The organism is Enterococcus alcedinis (genome assembly GCF_014635985.1).
Lineage (GTDB): Bacteria > Bacillota > Bacilli > Lactobacillales > Enterococcaceae > Enterococcus_I > Enterococcus_I alcedinis.
Window position 1 is genome coordinate 298,887 of record NZ_BMDT01000002.1, and the last position, 26,953, is coordinate 325,839.

A 26,953-nucleotide genomic window follows, 5' to 3' on the forward strand; every position below is an offset into this window, starting at 1 on the left:
GAAAACAATCGCTATTTCAAGTCTTTTTTGCTGAAATGGCAAACATTCTCATTTAAATACGATTGTTTATACCTAATATCGATTTATCATCCGACTTTTAGCGTTTATTCCAGTAATTCTTGAACTCGTTGCGCTAACGTACGCTCTTGATCGAATGTTTCGCGAATCGCAAAAGCTTTACTTGGTTCATTGGTAATAATCCCATCGACATTCAAACCAAATGCACGGCGGACTAAGTTTTCTTGATTGACTGTCCAAACCATAATTCCCTTGCCCTGATCGCGCGCTTGCTCCATTAGACGTTGATTCAGTGAAAATTCCTCAATGACAACCATATCAGCTGACGTTTTTGGTAAATTACCAATATTCAGGGCTACTAGATAGCCCGTTTTGATCTCAGGGTCAAGTTCTTTCACCCGTGCAACCGTTGTTTCATCTAGTGATTGAACGATATATTCTTTCGTTACATCGGCTTTTTGTAAGATTTCGACAAATTTTTCTTCCATATCGTCTGATTCATCGCCGTGTAATTTCAATTCGACGACGAGCTTCATATCGATTTCTTTGGCTACCGCTAAATAGTCTTCAAAAGAAGGAATAAAATCGCTATGCCCGCCGGCTGACACTTGAATTTCTTGTAATTGTGCCAACGTTAAGTCTTGGATTCGTTCTGGTCGATTGGCTAAGCGTCCAAGATTGGCATCATGAATCACCACAAATTGCTGGTCTTTCGTTTGCTGAATATCCATTTCGACAAAATCAGCCTTGGCCGTTTTCGCTGCTCGCAAGGAACCAATCGTATTTTCAACCCCTTCTGCCATATAGCCACGATGGGCAATGATTTGCGTCGTTGGTTGATATAAAATTTTTGTTAACGAGACCGTGTTTCCCACAACCGTACTAATAAAAACAATCGCTAGAATCGGGTAAAGGATTTTTGACCATGGTCGAAAGAAAAAACTTTTCGTGTCACGTTTAATCGCCGATGGTGCTCCCGTACGATTATAAGCTAGCCGATATAAGACATTGGCGAACACCCCTTGTAATAAACCAAAAGAAAAAAAGAGAACGATTTGTAAAAATGTCAGCGTGATTCCTGCTACAACGGGTGCTGCTACAGGTAAAATACGTTCAATAATCATCAACGGAATTAACAATACACCCGTCAATGTTCCGATAGCCAACGCATATAGACCTACGATAATTCCCAAATAAAGGATATTAGTGATACTTTTTTTACGTGTATGCTGCCAACTTTTTTTAACTGCCTGTAAAATCGTTGCTTCTTTTTCGACCACAAAATATGGGACAACAAAAATCAGACGTAAACTTAAATAAATAATTAGAGCAAAGACACCGAAATAAATCAGCCAACCGCCATTAAATTTTAGTAATTCATCGGTAATAAAGTGTGGGATATACAAATTACTTGCTAAACCGGGACTCATACCAATTGATGCGATCGGTAAAATTAAGATAAAGTAAATTAAAAACACGACACTTTGAATGTTGATAATATAGCGTGCTTTGTTATTCAACTTTTGAATAATCGTTTTTAATCGATACGGTTCTTGTGTGTCTTGCAAGTGAGCCAGCATAAAATAATAGGCCTGCTCATAGTAGATAAAAAAGATACTCGTCAAACCAAGCACTAACAAAACAACCAACGCCACTGGGTGACGGAGAACTTCAAAAATGGTATTTTCGGTAATACTCGAAAGGCCGGTTACGTTTAAAATTTGTAAGAATAAATAAGACAACAAGGGCAAAGCAATCAGGACTCGTAACATGCGCAAAAAGAAGACACTTTCTAAATACAATTTCAAATTTTTGTGAATTTGATACATACTTTGTTTCAATTGCTCGATCATTCGTAATCATCCTCCTTCTAATACTCTCTTCGTTATTATAACAATAATTGTCTATTTATACGAAAATTTCTCGCTTGTGCTTTAGCCTATCGTTCGTTTTTTGATGAACTCTGTGCTACGCTTAAAGCAAATTGAAGGAAGGATGAACCGCTATGTTGCTTCAAACAACACGTTTAATACTCCGCCCCTTTCAACTACAAGATTATAGCCACTTACATGCACATCATACATCGACAATCGAGCCGCATCCAAATCAAGAAACGACACTATTTGATGAATTGGACCTTTTTATGTCTGAAACGAGCGACACACCAATTGAAAAATACATTCAAATTGCTATCGTACTCAAAGAAAACCAAACCTTAATCGGTGATATTACAGTGACCTATCGCAATCAATCATTTGCCCTTTCGTTTGCGACCTTGCCAGAGTTTCAAAGACAAGGTTACATGCAAGAAGCGCTCCTAACTTTTCTCCCTTACCTAGAAAAACGCTATCCAACACTTAATATTATTTGCCTAGTCCCTAAAAACAATCCCAGTAGTCAACAATTACTTTACAACTTGAACTTTAAACAAACACAATATATCTCTGATTTTGACTGTCATCTTTACATCCGACAAAAAGAATAAACAAAAACAACCGCTAAACGAAAGTCGTTCAACGGTTGTTTTTTTGGGAGTTTATTTACTTGGAAGAGGTAAATAAAATGAAAAAGTATTTAAGGGTTGTTTGTTGGTATGTCTATATAATAGACGTAAAATATGAATTATTTGTGTTCAGATTCAAACCATTTTATGAAAAATAAGTAAACAAAAAATTAAGAAGGATTCTTCAATGATATTTAAGTAACCTTGTTGAAAAAATCTAAATTAATCAGGTTGAACGTCTTAATATTTTCTCTTGCGTCAAGCCTTCCTAAATACCATTTTCAACTACTCCACATACCTCTTCATTTAATCTGACAGTCAAATCTAAGTATTGAATTCCCTCTTGTCCAGTTTGTAATAATGTATCAACTAGCTCTCTCGCGCAAGTCATCCCTAAGCGAAGCATAGAACCTTCAATTAGCATTGGTAGGTTTGTGCCTGAGACTACTTCGACACCTGTGTACTCATTTGCGCTGACCACGGATGTCTTAAACGGTGTGCCTCCTAAAAGATCAGCAAAAATAATGATTTCAAGCCCATCTTGCTTTAATGTAGAAATTCCCGATGTCATTTCTCGAGAATATTCTTCTAATGTCATATCTTGTAAAAATGGAACCACGATTACTTTTTCTTGTACCCCCGTAATCATTTCCATCGCTCCCAACATTCCGGGAGAATAACTACCATGCCCTGTAATAATAAATCCAATCATTCTTTTTCTCCTATCTTTTTACATATAATTTATCTTTTCCGTACAATAATCTACCGCACTCACTTAAGTATAGTTTATCCCCTAAATATGTATCTCTAGCACTGTGATAGTATTCATTGGAATACTTTCCCGCCAAATGAGTCAGTCTTAGTCCAAAATAAAAAATATCTGGACAAAAATTTGTTTGATTATTTTGATAACAATCAATTTTTTCTATTAATATTTTCCCCTTCGGATAGAGGTATTCATATGATAATAACTCATCCTGAAATTTTTGCTGAAAAGTCAGTTCTTTGTATGAATTTTTCTCATTGTATTTTTTTGAACCTATTTTATCGTTAATTGAAGGCATGCTTTCAGTACTATGCTGCAAAACAAAAGGGCTTCCTGTTAAATAAATGCCTCTTCCATCCAACTCTGGAATTATTTTTTCATCTAACTGGTAGCGAGTAGTCAAGAAATGGTCTCCTATACATTCACTCGTATTAACTATTATCAGAACGGTAAACAATTTAAAATAAATAATTTTCCGCTTGAAAATAACTAACTTACCATTGAATCGTCCTTTCCACCCCACTTCAAAAATCACTTGCTCTTTATTCTCAATACTTCTGTGATACAAGGGTTCAGCCATCGATTCGTACGTCCAAGAGGAAGTTATTCTAGTAAGTGGTATTTCATCAATTATTAGTGAACTATGACTGAATTCTTCTTTTAAGTGGACTCTCAAACTCTTCTCTTGATAAGTATACCGTCCTGGGTCGGTAATTATTGTGTTCCCTTGATAAGTAAAAGTCAATGAACCTAAAGATGCATGTCCATGACCACTTCCATGTCGACCATTAAATAAGGTTAAATAGACATTTGAATCTTTATAAGCTAAGAAACCGCTCTCTCCCGTTCTAAACAGTGATGGTAATGGCTTTCTTTTTTGTCTCTTAATCTTGTTACCAACATAGAAAACCCCTGGATTTTGTTCAATCTCTATTTCTAAAAATCCCGATAAACTGTAAAGATTATACACATATGTAAAATCAACCGCATCACTATCATGCAAGGGTAATAAATAATATTTTTGATCGCAATAATAGATACTAGATTGAATGCCTCTTCGCAAGATATGCTCTATTTCTTGTGAAAATGGTAGTGCCAAGTAAATACTGTTTAACCATAGTTGCCAAGCACACATTAAAACTTGATGATGATATAACGGACTTTGCTCCCAATGAATACCATCATCAAAAAACTGAAGCTTAAACGCCTCTGTCAAGGTTGTCCAGCCCCACTTTTCAACCTCAGACGAAACCAATCCAGGTAATAGTTGTGACGTTGCCAAAATTCCTGTCACCGCTAAAACGCCCCAATTACTCAAATAATTTTTTGTTGGGAAATGATCTTTCAAAAAAATAATCTGTTTTAAAACAGCTTCTTTCAATTGTTTTTTTTCATTGGCTGATAATCGATGTTCTAAATCTGAAAAATAGACAAAACTCTTCATCCAATTATTTAGTCTAAGTCCCACATCTAAACTTCTCCAAACATGCGGGCTTTTTTCTTGCCAGTCAATAAAGGTAAAGAGTAATTTTTTCCAAAGTTCAAAATACACTTCGTCTTTTGTATAGGCAAACAAAATCCCTAAATCAACCAAATAGCCATTACGACTGACCATATAGCACCATTCTGGATCACCATTGGGACTTTCCAGCAAATGTGCTAAACATAAATCATAAGGAGTTCTGACAGCTTCCATATCCATTGGATCATCAAAAATAATTTTCCCTTCTTTTAAGAATTCACCGCGATTTAAAATTGTTTCGAAAAAAGAATTATTTTTATTGACCTCTTGTTCTATCACTTGATTTTCGAAAAACAAGTAATTATATTGAGCTATTTTTTCAAAATTCATTTGGCTTTCCTTTCAAAAAAGAGGCTTCCCTATTACTAATAAACGAAAGTCTCGTTATATTTTTAGCCTAAAACACCCAAAACTGAGCCTAAAATTCCAATGGTGAACAATAATGCAAGTAAGCGGTACGTTGTCCAGTTACGTTTCTTGATTAGATAATAAACAATAATTGTAATAACAACCGAGAGTAACTTAGGCATAATTTTATCCAAAATTTCTTGCAATGCCACTACTTGCTCTGTGCCATCAGCCATTTGTGATACATATTGAATAGGAATATTGGCCTTTACAAAAGTAGTCGCTAATCCAGCAATAACTGTTACCCCAACAATGTTTGCAGCTGCAGAAATTTTACTGATTTTTGTACTCAGTGTATCGATAATACTTGTACCCAATTTAAAACCTAAATACCCCATTGATATCTTAATAATAAACATCGAAACTAACATTGATGTCCAAAAGCCCATTGGAGCAAAACCCATTCCATCCATAGCTAGTCCAGCAAAAATTGTGGAAAATAATGGTGCGATTCCAAATTGAGCGATAGAGTCACCAATACCAGATAAAGGACCCATTAAAGCCATCTTAATACTGCGCGCATCTTCAATATCTTCTCCATGATCATACATTGCTAACTGCATACTCGTTACAAACGGTGCCATGTGTGGGTTAACATTATAAAATTCAATATTAGCCAGAGCTTTTTCTTTCAATTGTTCTTGATCATCTGCATATATTTTTTGTAATCCCGGCATAATACTGTATAAATAACCAATTCCTTGATAAGAGTTGTAGTTAAATGAATTTTGTAATAAATAGGATCGAAGCGCCGCACCTATATAGTCTTTTTGAGTTAATTTCAAATTTTTAGATTCCATCAGAAAAATCCTCCTCATCAATATTGGATAAATCGTTATAAGAAGTTTTAGCCGATGCTAAATTAGGTGAACCTGCTGGCCCCTCTTCTTTTCCGTAGTAAACAATCATCGAGAAAACGGTTCCAACTAAAGCGATAGCCATCGTTGGTAATTGTAAATACGCTGCACAAATATATCCTAACAAAGCATACGGTGTTAATTTTTTCTCCAACATAACAGACATAATCATAGCGAATCCAATTGCTGGAATCAGCCCCCCTGCAACAGAGAATCCTTTAATCAACCACTCAGGAAGAGCTTCCACAAAACTTTGTAATGCAGGTCTAGAAACCGCTGCGAAGAAACCGATTACAAATCCTGTAACTAAAAAACTGATAAACGTAGAATTTGCTAAGAGATTGAATTTTTTAAACTTTCCTTCTTGAATTAATTTTTGTGCATTCTTCGTTGTTCCTGAAAACATCGTATATAAAGCGGTTGTCACTAATTGGAAAAGTACAGCAAATGGAAATGATAGTGCTAAAGCTGATTCCGGTGTTACGCCTTGATCTTTCATCGTTATTGCCATAATTGTTCCAACAATCCCTGGTCCCACTGGATTGGGAGGTACCGTACCGCCTGCACCAACACCGAATCCCATATATGCAAGCTCGGCAATTGCTCCCATTGTTAAAGCTGTAGGAATATCATTTAGTACAACTCCTACAAAAAACGACATAATTAGTGCTCGGTTAGTATAAATCCCTAATAATTGACCTGCATAACAAAATCCTGTGATTAAGGCAATGAGTAGTGCCTGAGTCATTGAAATATCCATCTTCTTTTCTCCCTATTTCAAAATTTTTTCTAAATTATCTAGTGACTGTGCTCCATCATTTGAGACAGGTGATGTTTTTGTATTAAAAGTACATCCATATTTGTCCCGTAATGTCCGTAGTGCCAATTTGTCTTCCTCGCCAAGATAAATAAATTGAGATACTTTTTCTTTACCCGTTTTTGCATGTATATTCCCAACATTTATTTCTTTGACAGGAAATCCTTGTTCAGCTAAGGCTAAAACATCTTTTGGTGAAGAAACAACAACAAAAATAGATTGCGTATCTGCAGCTTTCCATATAACTTTTGCAGTTCTTTCAATATTCCAAAAGCGTAAACCAACATCCTGAGGGACAACTGATTTCATTAAACTTTGTTGCATGCCATCAGATGAAACTTTATCATTAGCACAAATTACTAAATTAACCCCTAAGCTTTTAATCCATAATTGTCCTTGACCGTGAATTAAGCGTTCATCGATACGGATCATCTTTACATTTGGTTTTGTCTCCATTATTATTCTTCCTTTCTGGTATTTCTACCAATACATTTCCCAATCTTTATAAAATCGAATAAGCGCTTCTAAATAGTAATAGTCGCCCCAAATATTGCCTTCATCGACACCTTTCCCACTGTGCCATGAATAAACACCATGGTTTATCAGAGAGACCGTCCCTTGACTCAATTGTTCGGTATAATTATCAATCAAACTTTCTAAGATACTGTGTTGTGAATGCGCATACAATTGTTTTTTATCAAATGTTTCTGGTAAATACTTATTCATCAAACTCATTCCACAAACAGCAATTGCAGCAGCCGACGAATCTCTTGATTGTTGTGATTGATCATCAAAAATTAGATCCCAGTAGCAAATAAAATCTTGAGGTAGTCGATTTAAGAAATAATTCGTTACTGCTTCATAATTTAGGAAATCTTCTTCTTTTGGTTTATATGCATAATTTAATGCAATCCCATACATTAACCAACTTTGTCCTCTTGCCCAACTAGAATCATCGGAATACCCTTGTCTTGTTCGACCACCAACTGGTTTACCTGTTTCTGGATCAAAATAAAAAGTATGAAAAGCGGATGAATCTTCGCGAACAGCATATGAAATTGTTGTATGATAATGTCTATCTGCCACTTCGCTATATCGTTGGTCTCCTGTTTCTGATGAAGCCCAATAAAGAAGTGGAATATTTAACAAACAATCCACGATTAAGCGATAATTATCTGTGGCTCCTAGCTCACCCCACGCTTGGATAAAATCACCCTTTTTTTGATAACGTGTCATTAACTTATCCGCTGCAAGCAAAGCTGCTTGGCGTGCTTTTAAATTGCCAGTAAGTCTATACCCTGCTACACAAGATGGTGAATAGAGAAAACCTAAATCATGGTGATCAACTTCAATGTTGTTTTCAATTCGATGTAAAAAACTATCAACGTGTTTGTCTGCTAACTTTTTATATTTTTCATCTTTCGTATACTCATAAGCAAGCCATAACATCCCTGTCCAAAATCCCGTAGTCCATTCGATATTTTCTATCGTATCGTAACTGTGATTGATAGTATTCGTCGATGGAAATCGTTCACCTAAACGGCTCATGTTATGATCTATTTTTTTTATCGCAATTTCAATCGCTTGTTCAATTTTCTCTTTTGTTAAAAAACCATTGTTCATGAATCTGTGGCTATTTTCAATATTTTCAATATTTAATTTATTCATTGTTATATCCCTTCAAATTCTATATTGATCGAATAATGTTGGTGATGTATTAAACTGTAAGAAAATTCAATCGGTTTCTTGTTATTATCAAAGTATTTTTTTTGTAATTTCACAACTGGTAAGTTCACTGGCCATTCAATATTCGCCATTTCTTCAGGAATTAGATTTAATATCGTTGACTCACCTGCTAGCAGTCCGAACTTAATTTCCTGTTTCATCGGTAGGTTGGTTAAATTGTGTTTTAATTTATATTCTTCTGACAAACTACCTCCAGATTGGAATTGACGAATCATTTCATCTGTTAGCATACTATCTGCTACATAGCGAATTTGAATTTTCCAAATGAAGTTATCAATCATTGCCAGCTGAACAATTTGTGTTAGCTGTTCTTCCTCATTGAGCTCTAGTAACTTAGCAATGTCTTTTTGAACCACATTACGATGAATAGTTGTTGCTGTTTGTTCGACCATGTCATTTGTTTTTTTCTTTATTTTCGTATTAATAAGAGGTCCATTTTCATCAAAATACACTTTTTTATGCTTCAAATTTCTTCGAACAAAGGTACCTTCTCCTTGACGTCTAATCAAGTAGCCTTCAATCACTAAATCTTGCAACGCACGTACAACAGTTGTACTACTCACATCATAGATTTTCTTTAGTTCCCCTTCAGAGTAAATTTTTTTTCCTGGTTTAAATTCTTCACTATCTATTTTCCTAATAATATCTTGTTTGATTACTTCATACTTGGGCTGCATCGTTCATCCTCCTAACTTAACGTGTTAAGTACAAAGCAATAATACCATATTCACTTTATTTGTAAACCCTTTTATTGAATAAACCATAAAAAAAGTCCAACTTAACACGTTAAGTTGGACTTTAAAATGATATCAGTGAGGCATTTGCTTGGATAGATTTCAATCGAGTTCTTTTTCCCAAAACTGTACTCTTACTGACCGTGTACACACGCCTATTAGATATTTTAGACCGCAGATTGAAATATATTTCCAGCATTATTCATTAAACGATTGAGGCCCAGTGAAAATCGTTACGACAAACTCGTATGCTTAGCACATCCCCTTAACCAAAGATCTCTTTCCAAAAAGCGAAAACTGCAATTGATTGTTTTCATATTGCTCAACTCATTGGAAAGTCTTGTTAAAATCATCTGATTGATCTTATCAAACATTTTACTCAGTCAGGTAAACTTCAAAAAGTATTAGAAACGGCTCCTAAACAGTTGGTCCATTTATATTGATAAACAGCTTCCCAGTTCCCTTCCTTTATCAAATCAGTATGATTAATCGTTTATTGTTCTATAAGTAATGAATTGAAAAATGTCATGAGATGTATCATTTTTTTCGCATACTGAGCTATTCAAAAAAAGATAAATAACAAATCACCTAAATTTTCACCCGTACTTTTTGTTAAAGAATCGAATTTTTTGATCCTTATCTCTACATGCTAAAAAATAGTTAAATAAAAACAACCGCCAAACGAAATTCGTCCGACGGTTGTTGTTTAGGAAGTTTATTTACTTGAAAGAGATAAATAAAATGAGAACGTATTTAAGGGCTATTTGTTAGTATGTCTATATAATGGACGAAAAGTATAGATCATTTGTGTTCAGATTCAAGCTTTTTATGAAACATACGCAAGCAAAATAATGAACTGAACCTCATTAATATTGGGAATATCCACATAATCCTAAAGTGTATGACTAAGACCAACGATTGACTTCGTGCATAACTATGGCTCTTGATATCTTTGAACATTAGTCCTCAATTAAGTAGCTTTGATATTTCCCAGGTGTCGTCCCAGTGTGTTGCTTGAAGATTCGAATGAACGTATTCACATTTTTACATCCGACTTCCTCTGCTACTTCCGTCACATTTTGATTACGCTGAGCAAGCAGTTCTTTCGCACGATTCACTTTCAATAAATTTAAATACGTTTTAAATGAAATCCCCGTAGATTCTTTAATTAGCTTGCTCAAATACGATTCCGTTAGATGAAAACGCCCCGCTAAATCGCCTAGTGATAGGTCTTCAGTATAGTGCCCATCAATATACTCAATCACGTGGCTAACAACATCATAATTTGTCGCCTCAACCGCTTGTGTCTGTTCAAAAAATTCCGAGAAAATCAATTGAAACAATTGGTATAGCATCTTTTGATCCGTACCGATCAATTTTTCAAATTGCTCTTTATGTTCCTGATAAAACAAAGAATAATCGGTATTGTTGATTTGCATCAAGCGTTTGAGTGTATTTAACAGTGCTTGTTTCATAGTTTCTAAATCTTGTGTATTCAAACGACGCTCAATAAAATTGGTTCTTAATAAATTCTCTAGCCCTTGCTTCGCCTGATCGACTTCTTTACTTTTTACTAAATTGATAAGTTTTTGTTCAATTTCAACAGGGTAAATATACGTCATCCCTTTTTGTTCCCGTTCGTTAATCGTTAATTTTTCGTTTCTAAAAGACGTCTCTACACTTAAAACAACGACATCTTGTAAGCTACGGGGAAGTTCCTCTAAATTGTTAAAAGGCGCTGACATCACAAACGCTACATTCGTTGATAGTTCTTGTTTGATAATTTTTCTCAACGTGGCCATTGTTTGAATAATTAATTCTTGGTCTTTTGTTAAATAGATCAAGAGAAACTGATCATAATTCATTGGTTGGATAAATAATGTTGATTTATCTGCCAATGTCCCATACTCTAATATTTTCTTGCGTGCTTTAACGAGTTGCTTATCAGACAATTCAATTTCATCCACTGCTTTGCCATTCATCGTTAAAACAACGACGACTCCGCCATGATCCAGCGCTTCCCAGCCAAGGATTGGTGCCATCCTTCTTAATTCACTTTGTGGGTACTTATCAAGCAAAATATTTTTTAGAAAGATTTCTCGAATCTCGTCCATGCTTTCTTCTTTAAATTGTCCTAAGTCATAATTTGTCATTTTGAGGTTTTCAATTCGCTCTAAAATGGCATCCATATTCAATTTTTCTGGTTGCGCATCTTGTTGGATTTTTGAAATAATCTTTTGGTACGGTCGATAACTGGTTCGACTAAAGTAGAATGTTAGACAAGAACCGAATGCTAATAATCCAAGTAACAGACTAAGAATAAACCAGACCGTGTCAATTGGTACTTGGCTAATCGCACGATTCGGATAGATTAAAACAAAATAGACATCTGGCACTGATAATGAGCGTTTCCAAAAAACGGTATCTTTCGATAATACTTGTGTACCAATCCCGTTATTATTAAGTAAATGGCTCGATTCAAAACCTTTCTCCATTTTTAAAGGTAAGCCCCCTCGGTAGTCATCACTGACAAAATAAAACTTCCCTTCTGGATAGCGACTGTACGATTTATATACAGCGCTTTCATTCCAGTTGAGGATAAAATAAAGGGATTCATTGACCTCGGGAATGTACATTTTTCGAATCAGATAAATTTGATTGTTAAAGGAGAAAAAAGTCATCCCATTCAAATCTTCCGTATTAAAAAACGCCGCTATTTCCGCACTATCCTCTAAACCAATAAACGATAAATAATCATCAAATAAAAAATAGCCATTTAAGCCAACGACAATCTCATCTTCGCCTGTTGTAATTCCCACCTTGTAATCAAACTGATCGCCTGAAAAGAGACTCGCTTTCATTTGATCAAATATTTGTGCGTATAATGTATAACTTTGCTGCGATTTTTCAGCAAGCAATTTAACATAAGGGTTTTCCGATAAAATTTTTGTGGAATCAAGCGCTGTTTTAAATTTCGAGTCCATCAGACTTGCTTCTCGCTCTAAATAAAACTCAATTTCCGTCACCGATTCGTATTTTTGTCGAGACACTTCTTTACTAATCACTGTAAACAAAATGATAATGGTATAGATAATAATAATTGCCGAGAATGAAAAAAAGATCTTTCGATAAATACTCCCTTGTTTCATAGACAATCGCCTCCCCCTAAAATTATGACACAGTCTAGAGAGATATGAAAGACAAAAAACCACTCCGCATCCCCAGTGGTTTTCACGCTATTGTCTTTAAACATCATTTTTACGTCTTGCGTATTCCTAACCTTTCGTGGCACCACCCATACTAAATCCTTTAGACATAAAGCTTTGAGATAACCCATACAAAATTACAACGGGTAAAGAATAAAGGACAGAAAATGCTGCGAGTCGGCCATAATTCACCATTCCAAAATTTCCAAAAAATTGGAAAATAGAAACCGAGGCTGGCATTTTTTCTGGCGACTGAATTAAGATATAGGGTACAAAGAAGTTACCCCAACTACCTGTAAAAGTAAAAATTCCTACCGTAAAAATCCCTGGTAACATCAATGGTGTGACCACTTTTCGAATCCCTTGCCACACGGACGCACCATCGACCCAAGCCGATTCTTCTAAGTCTAACGGAACCGAATCCATAAAGTTTTTCATCATCCAAATACCATAAGGCAGTGAGGAAGCAGTTAAGAAGAATGTTAACGCAATTAAAGAATCTTGAAATTTCAAGTATAAAAACATTTGAAAGACGGGCACAATCACTGCCGTCATCGGTAAGGAAGTCATAAATAAAATGGTCATCATAAATGATTTCTTATATTTTAAGCTATACCGTGATAACGGGTAGGCTGCCAACACACACAGTATCACAATTAAAATCGACTGCCCACCAGAGATCGCTAGTCCAATACCAAACGATCGAATCAAGGCAGGATCCGTAATGATGGACTGAAAGTTTGCCAAAGTAAAGGCAGTTGGCATTTTTAATGCTTGAATCGCACCCGTATCAATCGAGGCGAAAATCATCCAAAGCAGTGGCATTAAAAATAAAATTCCTAATAAACTAAGCAACACGTAGTGAATGATCGTTTCCATCTTATAACTTTTTTTTGCCATGATTTTTCACCTACACCTTCACTTTTAATGTTTTCATATAGATTAAACTTGCGATGGCACCAATTGCTAATAAAACTAACGAAATCGCTGTACCATAACCTAGTTGATAACTAACAAAGGCTTGTTGATACATAAATACAGGTAAGGTCGCCGTGCTGACACCGGGCCCGCCACCAGTCATCGTATAAATCAATGTAAAGACGCCCAACGTTTGAAGCGTTACTAACATTAAGTTCGTTGCAATTGTCCCCTTAACCATTGGAATTGTAATTTTGGTCACGATTTGCCAACGAGAAGCGCCATCCATTACCGCTGCTTCTTCGACTTCTTTTGGAATATCATCCAATGCCGATTGAAAAACCATCATAGAAAAGGCTGTTCCTCGCCAAACGTTCGCGATAATCACACTAATCATTGGGAAAGTGAATAACCATGCGATCGGTTCGATATTTAACAGTCCTAATAACCAATTGGCTGTTCCAGTTTCACCTAAAAAAGCGACCCAACAAAAGGACACAACGACTTCTGGTGTTACCCAAGCGGCGATAATAATTAGACCTATCACTCGACGAAATGCCGTGTTTTTTTCTCTCATTAAAAAGGCAATTAAAAATCCTAAAAAACATTGCCCAATGACCGCTGAGAAAAAAACGAAAACAATCGTATTCCAAATACTAATTCGAAAATTTGGATCTTGAAACATTTGTACGAAGTTATCAAAGCCGATAAATTGAAACTGACTCGCATTGGTACCCGTTAAAGCTAAGTTAGAGAATGAAAAAATAACGGTTAAGATCATTGGTCCGATGAAAAAGATTAATAATAATATCCAACTCGGGAATAGAAAAAAAATAGATTTGACGTTATCTGATAATTTCTTTTTCGGTTGTTGTATTCCTTGCTCCATACGTTCCACCTTCTTCTAATTAAGAATTTTTGATAGCCTATAAATAAATTGAACAAGACCATCGGCTTGTTCAATTTATCCAATAGGTAAAACACGTGTTGATGCAAGAACTAATTAATATTTTCTTCTCCAACAATTCGCGTAACATTTTTTGCATACTCATCGGCTGCTTGTTCCGGTGTTTTACTTCCCGTTGCCACCGCTTCAACCATGTTTTGAATTTCTACAGAAACGTTTGGATATTTATCATCTGCCGGTCTAAAGTGTGCATTTTGTAAGAAGGCCGTTGCCTCTTTAATAAATGGTAAAGCCGTATATTCTGGTAATTCTGCTGAGTCATTACGTACCGTTAAGTTTCCTTCAGACATCGCACGTTTCACTTGAGCCTCTTCGCCACCTAACGCCTGAACCACTCTCCAAGAAACATCTTTGTTTTTCGCTTTAGCAGGAATTGCCCATGTCCAACCACCAGACATTGTCGTCGATCCTGGTTCATCGCCATTTTCAGTTGGCATTGCCGCAAAACCAAAACGTTCTGTCATGTTTTCTACTGGCGCTGCGCCACCTTCACTCCAGTTTCCTGTATTCCAGAAACCATCTAAAATAATTCCTGCTTGGTCATTCGGGAATTTATCTTGCATCATCACCGAACCGTAGTTACTATTAATCGCAATCGATAATGACGGTCCTAATTTTTTCTGATTGTAGATTTCATCAATAAATTTCAAGGAAGATAAAATACCATCTGTACCGACATGCCATTTACGGGTTTCACTGTCGAATAATGTATCTTTCGTTCCATAAAGCAGCATTTCAAATGTTTGCATCGAAACCGACTCACCATTAGCTTTCGCTACTCCCATCCCAAATGGAATGACTTCCGGTTGTGTTGCCTTAATTTTTTCAGCTGCTTCAATAATTTCTGCCCAATCTTTTGGTTGCCATTCTTTATCTAGACCCGCTTTTTCAAAGACATTTTTGTTGTACCATAATCCTCGAGAATCGGATGTTCCTGGAATCGCATAGAGTTTACCATCTTGCGCCGTCGATCCCGCTTTTAAGTTCTCGGTATAATTGCTCCACTCATCCCATTCTTTAACGTAGTCATCTAAGGCGGTTAAATAGCCGGCATTGGCATCAGAATTTAGCATAAATGAATCTTCTGCCACCACATCGGGTGCGGTACTTTCCGATTGCATCGATAATGCGACTTTAGAGAAATAATCCCCTTCACTGGCAGTAATTGGAGATAGAACAATTTTGATGTCTTCATTTTCTTTTTCAAAGTTGGGAATAAATTCTTCATTTAGATATTTACGTAAGTTGTCATGTTCACCCGTATCGCGCCACGTAATTTTTATTTCTGTTTGTCCATCCGCTGTAGCCCCTTCATCTTTTGCTTCATTACCACAAGCAACCAATGTCAATCCCAGTACCGCTAACGATGTTAACCCAATCATATTCCGAAATCTCTTCTTCATCTTTTTTCCCTCCACTATCTCTTCCTTATTTTGTACAACAATGTCGGCCGACTAACGTTGTAAGCACTTTTATTATTGCTTGTTTTTTCGATAAACACAATCCATAAAAAAGGGAGTTATCCTTATTCTATGTATCCGTTTACATAAATTGGGTATTTTACCGAAAATCGATATTTTCTTTCCCTGATACAATGGATGCCACCTGACACACTATTTTTTACATATAGAAATAATGAGCCTTTGGTCTCTTACGTCTTTCGATTTTCAAACGTATCCTAAAGCCGATAAAGCAGCAATGCTACTATAATCTTGAAACGGATCTGACGACAAGCGTTCTCTCCGATACGCTAATGATTTCATTGCAGAAGATTCGTTCTTACCAGACAAATATACAAAATACCCGACAAGCGGACTGAAGAAAAATGACTTGCGTGCTGCTGCGCCTAAAGATGGTATGTGAATTACTATTTGTTGGTGCTTTAGCACTTACAAATAGTGTGAAGCTTCCAAGTCGAGAGACTACAGGCTCGAGACGGTCTCGCAGCTCCTCCAGCAAGGCAATTTTTCGTAAGGAAGCGTGAGCTTATCCTCTCCTTAGTAAAAAAAAAACAAGCCACTACTCTTCTATGAGCAAAGGCTTGTTTTGTTCCTGTTATTTATCCGATCGTCGGTAATTTTTCTAAAAATTCGGTTAGATCGTTAACGCATAAATCCGCGCCTGCTTGGTAAAATTTATCGGTGACTTTTTGGATTAACGTTTCCTGTTCTGCTTTCGTTAATGCCTCGTATTCCGTAAGTGATAAGCCCATCTCTGAACTTCCGACAACAACTGCCACGGTATAGACGCCGGCATTTAAACCTTCTTCAATATCTGAAATGGTATCGCCGACTTTCACGACTTCATCAACACTTTTCGTTTTGAAATGAGCCATGTTGGCATACACCATATATGGATATGGACGTCCTAAGTTGCCTACAAGATCGGCTGTCGCAATAAAGTCTGGTGCATAACCGGCTTTTGCCGCAACGTCTTTCACAACTTCCATCATTGAGCTTGTATAACCGGTTGTCGTTCCAATATTGTAACCTTGGTCGCGTAATTCGTTATAAACAGCTAACGTATCGGGTTTTAAGCTCGAGTTTTCTGCTAAATCTTCGAATAATAATGCTTCAAAACGTTCATAAATCGCATCGACATCGGCTTCGGTTGGTACTTGTCCATATTTTTCTTGCCATTGTGCTTGGACTTGCGGTAAATTCAGTAAAGTTTCTGTGTGGTCTCGTTTTAATTTACCCATTGGTTCTCGGATTTCGTCGAGTGTTAAGTTGATGCCTTTTTCTAAAAAAGCATTTTTAAATGCCATGACAGGTGTCATACAGCCAAAATCCACCGTTGTTCCTGCCCAGTCAAAAATAATCGTTTTAATTGTCATTGTTTTCCTCCGTGTATGCTTTCATTACAACTAATAATTGCTCAATGTCTGTGCGATAAATTTCGCCAATGTTCCCAATGCGGAAACAGTTTAACTCACTAATTTTACCAGGGTAGATGACAAATCCATGTTCTTTTAAATAATCATAGAAAGGTTGGAAGGTAAAATTCCCATTTTCTGGATAATAAAACGACGTAATAAACGGTCCTTGATGCTCTTTAATGACCGCTTCATAACCGAGTTTCGCCATTTCATCGCGTAACAATTGATTGTTGCTAGCATAGCGTGCGTAACGTGCCTCAATGCCACCTTCTGCTTGTAATTCCTTCAATGCTTGTTGAAAAGCGAGTACCGTATGCGTTGGTGACGTAAAACGCCACTTACCATCATGATTCATTTCCTCGTATTGCGCGTATAGGTCAAGCGATAATGAATGCGCATGCCCTTTGCGTTTTTCGAGTTCTTTTTTGCGTGCAATCACAAAAGAGAATCCTGGTACGCCTTGAATGCATTTATTTGAACTGGAAACGAGAAAATCAATGCCTAGTTCAGCGACATTTAATGGGATGCCACCAAAACTCGACATCGCATCAACGATTAATAAAAGATTTTTTTCTTTGGCAATTTGTGCGATAGCTTCAAGGTCATTTAGAATACCTGAAGTCGTTTCACTGTGAACCATTGCAATCGCTGAAATCGTTGGTTCTGCCGCAATAACGGCACGAACGGCTTTTGGATCGGGGATTTTATCTTCTGCGACTTCATATAAAGTATAGCGTAGATTGGCGTATTCAGCCATTTCTTTCAAACGACGACCATAGGCGCCATTGGTACAAATTAAAAGATGATCAGTCGGTAAAAGCATGGAACTCATCACCGATTCGACACCAAATGTGCCACTGCCTTGCATCAGAATACTCGTATAATCAGTTTCCGAAACTTCGGCTAAACACAGTAATTCGGCACGAATTTCTTGGGTAATGTCTTTGTATTCTTGATCCCATGTACAATGATCGACATTCATTACCGCTTTGACTGTATCCGACGTCGTAAGTGGCCCAGGTGTTAGTAATTTATAATTCATTTTAATTGACTCCATCCATTAGTTCTTGGTGTTCTTTTAATAGTTCCGCTGTTAGTTCCGCTGGGAAGACTTTTTGATTGGTTGCGGCATGTGCACTATTGGCCGTTTCCCCTTCATAAATTGGGCTTGGATAAATCTCAATCAAATCCGTACGACCTTTTTCTAAAATGACATTTAACATTTCTTGAGCTTTTGGATTGGTTTTATCGCCTTTATCAACAACGGCAAAAGATTCTGTCAAGGTGTACGTTCCTTCTGTTCCTTCAACGTAACCGATGGGCTCGCCATTTTCTTTATCTAGAACGGCTTGATGACGTAATCCAAATCCGATTGGAACTTCACCTAAACGGACTTTTTTAAGCGGCGCAGAACCCGAGCTTTCAAAGTGATCACCCGCATTTTCATAGATTTTTGTTAAAATATCGCGTGCTTCTTCTTTGCCGTATGCATCAATTAAGGCTTGGAACAACAACCATGCCGTAGATGACTGCTTAATGTCTGAAATCGAAATCAGATTGGCATATTTGGGATCGGCTAAATCTTTTAAGCTTGCCGGAACGGGCACATTCGCTTCCGCTAACGCATCCGTATTATAGAAAATCGCTCCTTCTTGTACAGAAAAAGGGGCAGCGAAATCAACATCGGCCACTAATGGTTTTAGGTTGGTTTCCAATGGTTGAAACATTTGTTTGCTTTCTTGGGCACTCTTCAAATAAAAAGTACTCATCGTGACCAAATCGGCTTCAATGTTTGTCCCTTCGGCCAATAATTTACTCCCTAAATCCGACGTGCCAAACGTCTGTAACGTGTACTGATCCTTAAAGCCGTTGTCATCCAAAACTTTTTGCATGACTTGGACCGGTTCATCATCGGCATTCGTATAAATAATCACTTTATCTTGTGACGCATCGCCTTTACCGCACGCTGCGAAAAGAACGGAACATGTAACCAATCCTAGTAAAAGACTTTTTCTCATTTTCATTTAAAACGCTCCTTCTAATCCATTGAATCCCATTTTGTACAATTAAATTAATCGTTAACAAGAACAGGGATAAAATAAAAATCTCATTAAATTTACCAAAGTGTTGTAATTCTTTTAATTTGGTCGTGATGACCATTGTATTGGCGCTTGATAAGAAAATGACCGCGCTAATCGTGACCATTGCATTGGAAAAATAATAGCCAATCATTTCTAAAATCGTTTCTTTTGAATTTGGGATTAAAATACGCCAAATCGTTTTTAGCCAACTATCTCCCATTAAATGCGCACTGTTTTCCCAGTTGATATTCATTTTTTGTAACGCTTCTTTTGCCATTTGATACGGGGTTGAAAAATAATGGACGATAGTCACAATCACTAAAATCGCCAATGTATTGTGTAATATCCCCCCACTAAAAATTAATAAGTAAGAGACCCCTAAAACCATACCGGGAATCGAATTGGTAATCGTTGAAATACTATCAATCGCTCCTTTAAACCAACTCTGTTCTTTGCCACGTGACGTGACGATTGCTGCAAAATAAGCCAAAACGGTTCCGAAAATCGCCGTTAAGAAAGCCATCATCAAGGCGTTTTTCAAGGTCTTCATTAAGAATTGATCTTGCATAAACGTTTGAAAATGGACCAAAGTGAAATGCAGATCATTCGGCCAACTTCCTATAAACGGAATGACAAATAGCACTAAGAACACAAGGAGCATAAAAGTAGATGTGATAAGAAACAAGGTACGAAACGCACCATCACGAAAGGCATTTTTCTTTAAGACTAAACGTTGTGGCTTTTCATAGCGCACCATTTTCTTTTGTAAGTAGTTCAAAACAACTACACTAATAATCGATGGTAATAACATCGTTAACGCAACCATCGCACCCAATTGAAAGTCTGGGATTGTGCCCATAAATCCTTCATATAACAGGGTCGTAATAAAAGGTGTCTGACCACCCAGTGCACTCGGAATCCCAAAATCGGTAAAAGTCATAAAAAAGCCTTGTAAGAATGCGACAGCTAATACACGATAGAGTGGGCTAATAATTGTTTTATGTAACGACGTATACCATTTATCTCCCATGAGACGCGAGACAATAAACAAACGCGTATCGATATACTTCATACTATTATTAATCAGCATAAATATCGGGGGTAACGTATAAATAATGAATCCCAGTAAAATACCAATGGTTCCATAAATATTGAACCATTGTTGGCCGATTATTTTACTCCATAAACCCTGTTTTCCAAAGGCATAAATCAAGACAAAACCATAAGTGATGGTCGGTAGTAACATCGGTAATAGTAAGATTCGCGTGTTGAAACGAATAAATCGTCGACCAATTTGCGTGAAGTTTGCGCCATATGCTAATAAAAATCCGAGTAAAGTCGAACAAGACGTCGCAATTAAGGCGTACATCACACTGTTCTTAAATGACTCTTGCCATTTCTGGTTAAAAACGCGACTCATTTCTGCTAATGGATTGTCTGATTGCTGAGGCCACGCTGTTATGAGAACTTTGACTAGCGGTAGCGCCAAGAATGAAAGAAAGAAAAGTAACACCAACCATTGCGTCAGCCGTTTGGCATTCATCGCCTTCATGCGAGCACACTCTGCGCAGCTGCTTGTTGGAAGATTCGTTGAATATTTTGTTGTTTAATCGCTAGTTGATTGACGATAAATTCTTGGACAAAATCCGACGTGCCTTGATTGACAATTTCGACTGGTGTGCTGCATTGTGCGACCCGTCCATTATCTAAAACCACAATCTTATCTGACATCGTCAAAGCTTCTTCTGGATCATGTGTCACAATGATAATCGTTAAGTTTAACTTTTTTGAAATCTCTTTAATTTTCGCTTTGATCGATTCTTTGATGACACCGTCCAGTGCACTTAATGGTTCATCTAATAGTAAGATTTCAGGTTTCATGACTAACGTCCGACCTAAAGCCACCCGTTGTTTTTGTCCACCTGATAGCTGATCAATCGGCTTGTCTAAGTGTGCACCCAAGTTTAACAATTCGATTAATTCATCGACTTCTTCTTTTGTCGCTTTCTCTTTATAGTTACGTAACCCATACGTCAAGTTTTGATACGCCGTTAAATTAGGAAATAAAGCGTAATCTTGGAAAACAATGTTAAAAGGGCGTTTTTCCATGGGCATCTTGGTAATTTCTTTGTCTTTAAAATAAAGTTTCCCTTCTGTGGCTTCTTCTAAACCTAAAATAATATTTAATAGCGTCGATTTCCCCGAACCTGATTGACCCAAGATCGAAACAATTTCGCCTGTTTGAATTTCTAAGTTCACATCATCTAAGACTTGTGTTTGATGGAATGTTTTTTTTATGTTCTCAATTTTTAGCATGTCGATACCTCCTGAAACCTACTATAACGAAGGCATGTAAAATTCAGGCCTTCTTTTTTGTTAACCTTTGTAAATTTTTGGCCGAATAACCTTTACAAAGAAAGTAACGACAAAGAATCCAGTTTTCTCGCCACAACAAAAAAGCATTGAAGCGATTGAACACTCACAATCATGTGAACGCTCAATCGTCATCAATGCTCGATTTTTATTTGACTCGATGTTACTTGTCTAATTTGTGTTTGATCTCTTTTGATACTTCTTCGACTTTATCTTTTGCGTCGGCTGCAACTTCTTTAACTTTTCCGAGAGCTTGATCAAACATCCCTTCAGCTTTCATTTTATCATTACCCGTCACGTCACCCGCGACTTCTTTCGCTTTGCCTTTAATTTTATCGCCAGTTCCTTTGTCTGTCATACGTCAGACCTCCTTTATTTATTCTACTCGAGGTTCTAAAGCTTCGTCGGCTTTGTCTACCCCTTTACTGATGCCTTTTTTCGCCTTGTCTGCTTGCTTAGAAATGTATTCTCCCGTTGAAGAAGCCACATGCGTTACTTTATCTTGTACGGTTTCTTGCTCTTCTTCAAACTCTGCTTTGGTCTTAATATCAACCACGTTAACATTGACTTCAATCACATCTAGGTGTGTCATTTTACCGACTTGTTCCGAAATCAATTCTTTCATTTGTTTGTAAATATCCTTAATATCTTTGCCATACTCAACAACGACATCCATATCAACTGCTACTTGTTTTTTACCAACTTCAGCATGAATGCCTGAAGTCACATTATCTGTATTGACTAATTTCTCAGCGATATTAGAAAAGAACCCACCATCAACGGTCAATAGACCATCAATTTCTTCTAAAGCAATTCCAATAATCTTTTGAACAACCTTGTCATCAAAAGTTAACTCACCTTTGATTCCTGAAGCTGACTCGTCAACCTTAGGTACAATCATTTTCTCTGTATTTACTGGGTTTACCATAATAATTCCTCCTAATCCTTCGTTCATCTATTTGTCAAACATTCCTTGTTGCTGAATGTAATAACCGATACTTAAGCCGATCCCCACAAGTAATAGGACAAAGAGTGTCTTGAAAAAACCGAAGCTTACAATGGACACGCCTATTAACAAACCGCCACTTCCACCAATGATTGGCAACTTATAATCTTCTATTATGTTTTTCATCAATTTGTCCCCTTTCACACCACTCGTGGTTCTTTTTTATCTGAAATTTTTTCTTTATATAAATCCCGAAAATCAATATCGATTGTAATCCCTTTATCACTACCTACTAATTGCTTGATGTCATGCTTCAATTGATTTTTCCATACGACTTCTTGATCAATTAAATTCGACGTTCTTTTTAATTCACCGATAACTTTGATATGCAACTTCTTACGAATCGCTCGCACTTTTACTTTCGGTGAGGAAACAAAATTTTTCTCATTTAAACTTGCTTTGGTCAGTCCTTCGATGGCTTTTTTATCAATTGTTAACGAACCATCACTTCCTGAAACGGTAAATTGACTTTCACTTTTTGGATAAAAGATAATATATAAAAATAACAAGATGGAACAAATACCCAAGACCATCGATAACCAGAATAACACTTGAAGAATTAAAACATTTCCTAAAATTAACTGCGTAAAGAAATGTAGATTCACCGGTAATGCCATAATCGGGTACAACGACAAGGAAACAATGACGAGATAAAGAAAGAAAATAAGATTTAGCAAAATGCAGATGATTTTTTTCGTTTTTGTCATAAATATTCCTCCTATCTTTTTTTGAAAGCGCTCCTTCACCTAAAAAGTATACAGTGGTTTTTTTCCCCCGTAAAGCAATATGGGTATCACTATTTTCAAAAAAATCGCTAAATACTGGTGCCATGCCCTTAATCTCTTCATCAATATTGGTCAGTATTCACAGTTCAGAACGCTATTTTTAGACTTATCCATAAAAAAACAGCCTCCACTTTTGGATGCTGTTCCTTGTATTTTATTTTTTTTGACGTTCTTTAAAGTGGTAATAGGCACCTAGTAATCCGGCATCATTTTTATGTTCAGCAAAAACAATAGTTGTCTTTTCAGCCAAACTTGAAACCAATTGTCTTTTTATAGCACCCTCCATTTTTTCTTTTAAGTACCCTTCTTGTTCCATAATCCCTCCACCTAAAACGATGGTTTGAGGGTTCATAACATAACAAATATTAGCAATTCCTGTCGCTAAAACATCGACCATTTCATCAATTGCATCAATACAAATTTGGTCGCCTGCTTTAGCGGATTCAAAAATTCTATATCCGTTCCATTCCGCCATTTTGTCCTGTTTACGATTTGCCACTTTTTCAACCAGAGCCGTTGTTGCACCTAATTGTTGGAACTCATGCCCGTTCATATGCATGTAGCCCACTTCGCAAGCACTATTACTATAGCCTCGAAAAATTTTTTCACCTAATAAGATACAACCTCCAATTCCCGTACCAATCGTTAGACAAACCGTTATTTGACTATTTTTAGCGCTACCTGAAATGACTTCTGCCAGCCCTGCGCAATTCACGTCATTCTCAATTTCACAAGGAATGTGATACTTTTTCTCTAATACTTGTTTAAACTGTGTACCCGCATAATTCGGAATTTGTGGACCTGAATAGAAAATAGCACCTTCTTCTGGATCAACCATTCCAGCACTTGAAATAGCGATGCCTGAGAGATCATAGTCTGCCAAATACTGATCCACAATCGCCATGACTTTTTGAATAATGCCTTTTCCTCCAAGATAGGCTTCCGTTGGACGTTTCGCAGTATGCATTAGCTTCCCTGTTTGATCCACCAGTCCATATTTAATCATCGTACCACCAATATCAATACATGCATAAAAAGTCATTTAGACTCACCACCTATTTACAATAGATTTCAATTGTCTCGTTAATTAAGTTTGCTGCTTCTTGGGCAATTTCTAAATCTTGCTCATTGAGCGGCGCTAGTGGTTCACGAACACTGCCCAAATCTAGATTTTCATTTCTTCGTAGAATTTCTTTAATCATGCCATACATATTTCCATGTCCGGAAACCATTTTATAAATCACGGTATTAATCGCATATTGTAAATCCTTCGCTCTTGCCAACTCTTTTTGAGTAATCAGCTCATCTAACTTTAAAAACAGTTCTGGCATCGCGCCATACGTTCCACCGATACCACCACGAGCGCCCATCACACGCCCACCTAAAAATTGTTCATCAGGTCCATTAAAGACGATATAATTTTCGCCACCCGCTGAGGCAAACATTTCGATATCTTGTACAGGCATCGAGGAGTTTTTCACACCAATCACACGCGGATTTTTGCGCATTTCAGCGTACAACGCAGGTGTTAAGCTCACCCCGGCCAATTGTGGAATATTATAAATAATAAAGTCCGTCTTTGGTGCCGCCTGGCTCATCGCATTCCAATAATTTGCAATCGCATGTTCCGGTAAACGGAAATAAATCGGTGGAATCGCCGCAATTGCATCGACCCCCAGTTGTTCTGCATGTTCTGCTAATACCAGACTGTCTTTCGTATTATTACACGCTACATGGGCGATAATCGTTAATTTTCCTTCCGCCGCTGCCACGACATTTTCAAGGACGATTTTGCGATCTTCAACACTCTGATAAATGCATTCACCGGATGAACCGTTGACATAAACACCTTTTACGCCTTTTTCAATATAGAATTTCGTTAATGCTTGAACTCTTTCAGGACTAATTTCTCCAGCTTCATCATAACAAGCATAAAATGCCGGGATAATACCTTCATATTTACTTAAATCTCTCATCAGTTTGAACTCCTTTAATTTTCATTCAAAATATCGGTATATTTTTTCGTAATTAGTTGTGGTCGGGTAATACTCGAACCAACGACAACACTATAACAACCTAAATCCAGTACTCGCTTGGCTTTTTCAGGTGAATCAATATTCCCTTCTGCAATGACAGGGTGCTTCACTTGAGCTAAAATTTCGCGCATAATGGCAAAATCATCGGTCTCAATTTTTAAATTTTGACTTTGCTTCGTATAGCCAACCAACGTCGTACCAATATAATCAAAACCTAATCGATCAGCATACAACGCTTCTTCCACCGTTGAACAATCCGCCATCAATAATTGGTCTGGATATTTGTCTTTAATTTTTTGAAACAATTGATCCAACGTCTCGCCATTCGGTCGCGTTGAAAACGTCGCATCTAAGGCAATAATTTCTGGCCCAGCAGCCACTAATTCATCAATTTCTGTCATTGTCGCTGTGATGAACGCTTCTGCCCCTGGATAATCTCGTTTAATAATCCCAATAATCGGCAAATCAACCTGCTGTTTGATTTCAAGAATATCAACAACTGAATTGGCTCGAATCCCTGCCGCGCCACCTTCTTTTGCCGCAACCGCCATTCTTCCCATAATAAATGACGAATGAAGCGGCTCATCTGGTAATGCCTGACAGGAAACAATCAGCTTGTCTTTTACATTTTCCACCTTATCTTTCATACTTTTTAGTCCTTTCTTCCAATGTTTTTTGTTGTTATTGATACTTTTTAAAAACTGGTTCTATTATTTTTGTCTGTACGTAAGCAATCAATGCTAGACCAATAAACAATAAAATCGAAAGTGTTAAAAGCATCGTTAACGGTGAGAGCATTAAAAGTAATGTCACGAATATAATCGGGACTATCAGCTGAATCGTTTTCAAAAAATTCAAAAAACTCAATAAAAAAGCATTCTTAATCGTTTGCGTAAAACTAGACTGAAATTGCCCACTAATTTGAAAAGCATACAGTCCCACAATTAGGCTAATAAAACCAATACCATAACTGATAACTTGTAAAACAAAAGCGGTCGGATGGGCGATATTGGAAAAAATTCGTATATTCAAATAAACCGAAACGATGATAAGTAGAGAGACTCCCCCTAACAAGCCACCTTGTTTCCAATTATTTTTTAATTCGTTCCAGTATTCTTGAATCACAAGCATATTGGGTTCTTCTCTTAGACGACCCGCCACACGGTAAATCGTTACAAGCGCTGGACCAATCGTTACGATCGGTAAACAACTAATGAGAAAAGAAAGATTTAAAATCATTAAATTAAAAATTTTCGTAGCAATACGCATAAATTTATTATCAAGTCCAAATATTTTTTGTTTTAATGATGCTTGATTTTTCAATATATTTAT

General features: G+C 36.9%; 26 protein-coding genes. 1 reads left to right on the top strand and 25 read right to left on the bottom strand.

Translation table 11 applies throughout. The features are described from left to right. Positions 1-104: 104 nt before the first annotated feature. Positions 105-1,871 (bottom strand): glycerophosphoryl diester phosphodiesterase membrane domain-containing protein, encoded by a 1,767-nt coding sequence (locus IEV09_RS04395; protein WP_188367062.1) that lies wholly within the window; start codon positions 1,869-1,871, stop codon positions 105-107. A gap of 152 nt (positions 1,872-2,023) precedes the next feature. On the opposite strand from IEV09_RS04395, the gene IEV09_RS04400 reads away from it, so the two are divergent. Beyond that, positions 2,024-2,503: a GNAT family N-acetyltransferase gene (locus tag IEV09_RS04400; RefSeq protein ID WP_188367063.1), complete on the top strand. Its 480-nt coding sequence runs from the start codon at positions 2,024-2,026 to the stop codon at positions 2,501-2,503. A gap of 286 nt (positions 2,504-2,789) precedes the next feature. Here the strand turns inward: IEV09_RS04400 and IEV09_RS04405 are convergent, their stop codons facing one another. From IEV09_RS04405 to IEV09_RS04520, 24 genes are all read right to left on the bottom strand, one after another. Next, a complete protein-coding gene (locus tag IEV09_RS04405; protein WP_188367064.1) occupies positions 2,790-3,233 on the bottom strand; it encodes a PTS sugar transporter subunit IIA domain-containing protein in 444 nt (147 codons plus the stop codon). A 10-nt stretch (positions 3,234-3,243) separates the two neighbouring features. Next, entirely contained in the window at positions 3,244-5,139 is a 1,896-nt protein-coding gene (locus tag IEV09_RS04410) for a heparinase II/III domain-containing protein (protein WP_188367065.1), read from the bottom strand. 62 nt (positions 5,140-5,201) lie between these two features. After that, a complete protein-coding gene (locus IEV09_RS04415) occupies positions 5,202-6,017 on the bottom strand; it encodes a PTS system mannose/fructose/sorbose family transporter subunit IID (protein WP_188367066.1) in 816 nt (271 codons plus the stop codon). Beyond that, positions 6,007-6,834, bottom strand: a complete 828-nt coding sequence (locus IEV09_RS04420) for a PTS mannose/fructose/sorbose/N-acetylgalactosamine transporter subunit IIC (RefSeq protein ID WP_188367067.1) — start codon at positions 6,832-6,834, stop codon at positions 6,007-6,009. The genes IEV09_RS04415 and IEV09_RS04420 overlap by 11 nt, the downstream gene beginning before the upstream one ends. Before the next feature lie 12 nt (positions 6,835-6,846). After that, positions 6,847-7,347, bottom strand: coding sequence for a PTS sugar transporter subunit IIB (locus IEV09_RS04425; protein ID WP_188367068.1), 501 nt, complete (start codon positions 7,345-7,347; stop codon positions 6,847-6,849). 24 nt (positions 7,348-7,371) lie between these two features. Then, positions 7,372-8,559: a glycoside hydrolase family 88 protein gene (locus tag IEV09_RS04430; RefSeq protein WP_188367069.1), complete on the bottom strand. Its 1,188-nt coding sequence runs from the start codon at positions 8,557-8,559 to the stop codon at positions 7,372-7,374. A 2-nt stretch (positions 8,560-8,561) separates the two neighbouring features. Beyond that, positions 8,562-9,314 (bottom strand): GntR family transcriptional regulator, encoded by a 753-nt coding sequence (locus IEV09_RS04435; protein ID WP_188367070.1) that lies wholly within the window; start codon positions 9,312-9,314, stop codon positions 8,562-8,564. A gap of 1,016 nt (positions 9,315-10,330) precedes the next feature. After that, entirely contained in the window at positions 10,331-12,520 is a 2,190-nt protein-coding gene (locus tag IEV09_RS04440; RefSeq protein WP_188367071.1) for an AraC family transcriptional regulator, read from the bottom strand. Positions 12,521-12,646: 126 nt separating this feature from the next. Beyond that, on the bottom strand, positions 12,647-13,477 hold the full coding sequence (locus IEV09_RS04445) for a carbohydrate ABC transporter permease (RefSeq protein ID WP_188367072.1): 831 nt from the start codon (positions 13,475-13,477) through the stop codon (positions 12,647-12,649). Between the two features lie 10 nt (positions 13,478-13,487). Next, a complete protein-coding gene (locus IEV09_RS04450) occupies positions 13,488-14,384 on the bottom strand; it encodes a carbohydrate ABC transporter permease (RefSeq protein WP_188367073.1) in 897 nt (298 codons plus the stop codon). A gap of 110 nt (positions 14,385-14,494) precedes the next feature. Next, complete coding sequence (locus IEV09_RS04455; RefSeq protein ID WP_188367074.1) at positions 14,495-15,865, bottom strand: extracellular solute-binding protein; 1,371 nt, start codon at positions 15,863-15,865, stop codon at positions 14,495-14,497. A 656-nt stretch (positions 15,866-16,521) separates the two neighbouring features. After that, the gene (gene phnX / locus IEV09_RS04460) at positions 16,522-17,298 is read right to left on the bottom strand and encodes a phosphonoacetaldehyde hydrolase (RefSeq protein WP_188367075.1); all 777 of its coding nucleotides are present in this window, start codon (positions 17,296-17,298) and stop codon (positions 16,522-16,524) included. Then, positions 17,288-18,382: a 2-aminoethylphosphonate--pyruvate transaminase gene (gene phnW, locus IEV09_RS04465; protein WP_188367076.1), complete on the bottom strand. Its 1,095-nt coding sequence runs from the start codon at positions 18,380-18,382 to the stop codon at positions 17,288-17,290. The genes phnX and phnW overlap by 11 nt, the downstream gene beginning before the upstream one ends. 1 nt (position 18,383) lies before the next feature. Further along, complete coding sequence (locus IEV09_RS04470) at positions 18,384-19,364, bottom strand: extracellular solute-binding protein (RefSeq protein ID WP_188367077.1); 981 nt, start codon at positions 19,362-19,364, stop codon at positions 18,384-18,386. Further along, a complete protein-coding gene (locus tag IEV09_RS04475) occupies positions 19,297-20,973 on the bottom strand; it encodes an ABC transporter permease subunit (RefSeq protein ID WP_188367078.1) in 1,677 nt (558 codons plus the stop codon). Before IEV09_RS04475 ends, IEV09_RS04470 begins: the two co-directional genes overlap by 68 nt. Continuing rightward, positions 20,970-21,737, bottom strand: a complete 768-nt coding sequence (locus tag IEV09_RS04480) for an ABC transporter ATP-binding protein (RefSeq protein WP_188367079.1) — start codon at positions 21,735-21,737, stop codon at positions 20,970-20,972. Before IEV09_RS04480 ends, IEV09_RS04475 begins: the two co-directional genes overlap by 4 nt. Before the next feature lie 220 nt (positions 21,738-21,957). Further along, complete coding sequence (locus IEV09_RS04485; protein ID WP_188367080.1) at positions 21,958-22,152, bottom strand: CsbD family protein; 195 nt, start codon at positions 22,150-22,152, stop codon at positions 21,958-21,960. Positions 22,153-22,170: 18 nt separating this feature from the next. Then, entirely contained in the window at positions 22,171-22,695 is a 525-nt protein-coding gene (locus IEV09_RS04490) for an Asp23/Gls24 family envelope stress response protein (protein WP_229731664.1), read from the bottom strand. A 54-nt stretch (positions 22,696-22,749) separates the two neighbouring features. After that, a complete protein-coding gene (locus IEV09_RS04495) occupies positions 22,750-22,926 on the bottom strand; it encodes a DUF2273 domain-containing protein (RefSeq protein ID WP_188367082.1) in 177 nt (58 codons plus the stop codon). A gap of 14 nt (positions 22,927-22,940) precedes the next feature. Then, the gene (gene amaP, locus IEV09_RS04500) at positions 22,941-23,507 is read right to left on the bottom strand and encodes an alkaline shock response membrane anchor protein AmaP (protein ID WP_188367083.1); all 567 of its coding nucleotides are present in this window, start codon (positions 23,505-23,507) and stop codon (positions 22,941-22,943) included. A gap of 232 nt (positions 23,508-23,739) precedes the next feature. Next, entirely contained in the window at positions 23,740-24,627 is an 888-nt protein-coding gene (locus IEV09_RS04505; protein ID WP_188367084.1) for an ROK family protein, read from the bottom strand. Positions 24,628-24,640: 13 nt separating this feature from the next. Further along, a complete protein-coding gene (locus IEV09_RS04510; RefSeq protein ID WP_188367085.1) occupies positions 24,641-25,561 on the bottom strand; it encodes a dihydrodipicolinate synthase family protein in 921 nt (306 codons plus the stop codon). Between the two features lie 14 nt (positions 25,562-25,575). Beyond that, on the bottom strand, positions 25,576-26,268 hold the full coding sequence (locus tag IEV09_RS04515; protein WP_188367086.1) for an N-acetylmannosamine-6-phosphate 2-epimerase: 693 nt from the start codon (positions 26,266-26,268) through the stop codon (positions 25,576-25,578). Positions 26,269-26,302: 34 nt separating this feature from the next. Further along, positions 26,303-26,944 (bottom strand): YesL family protein, encoded by a 642-nt coding sequence (locus IEV09_RS04520; protein ID WP_188367087.1) that lies wholly within the window; start codon positions 26,942-26,944, stop codon positions 26,303-26,305. Positions 26,945-26,953 lie beyond the last annotated feature (9 nt).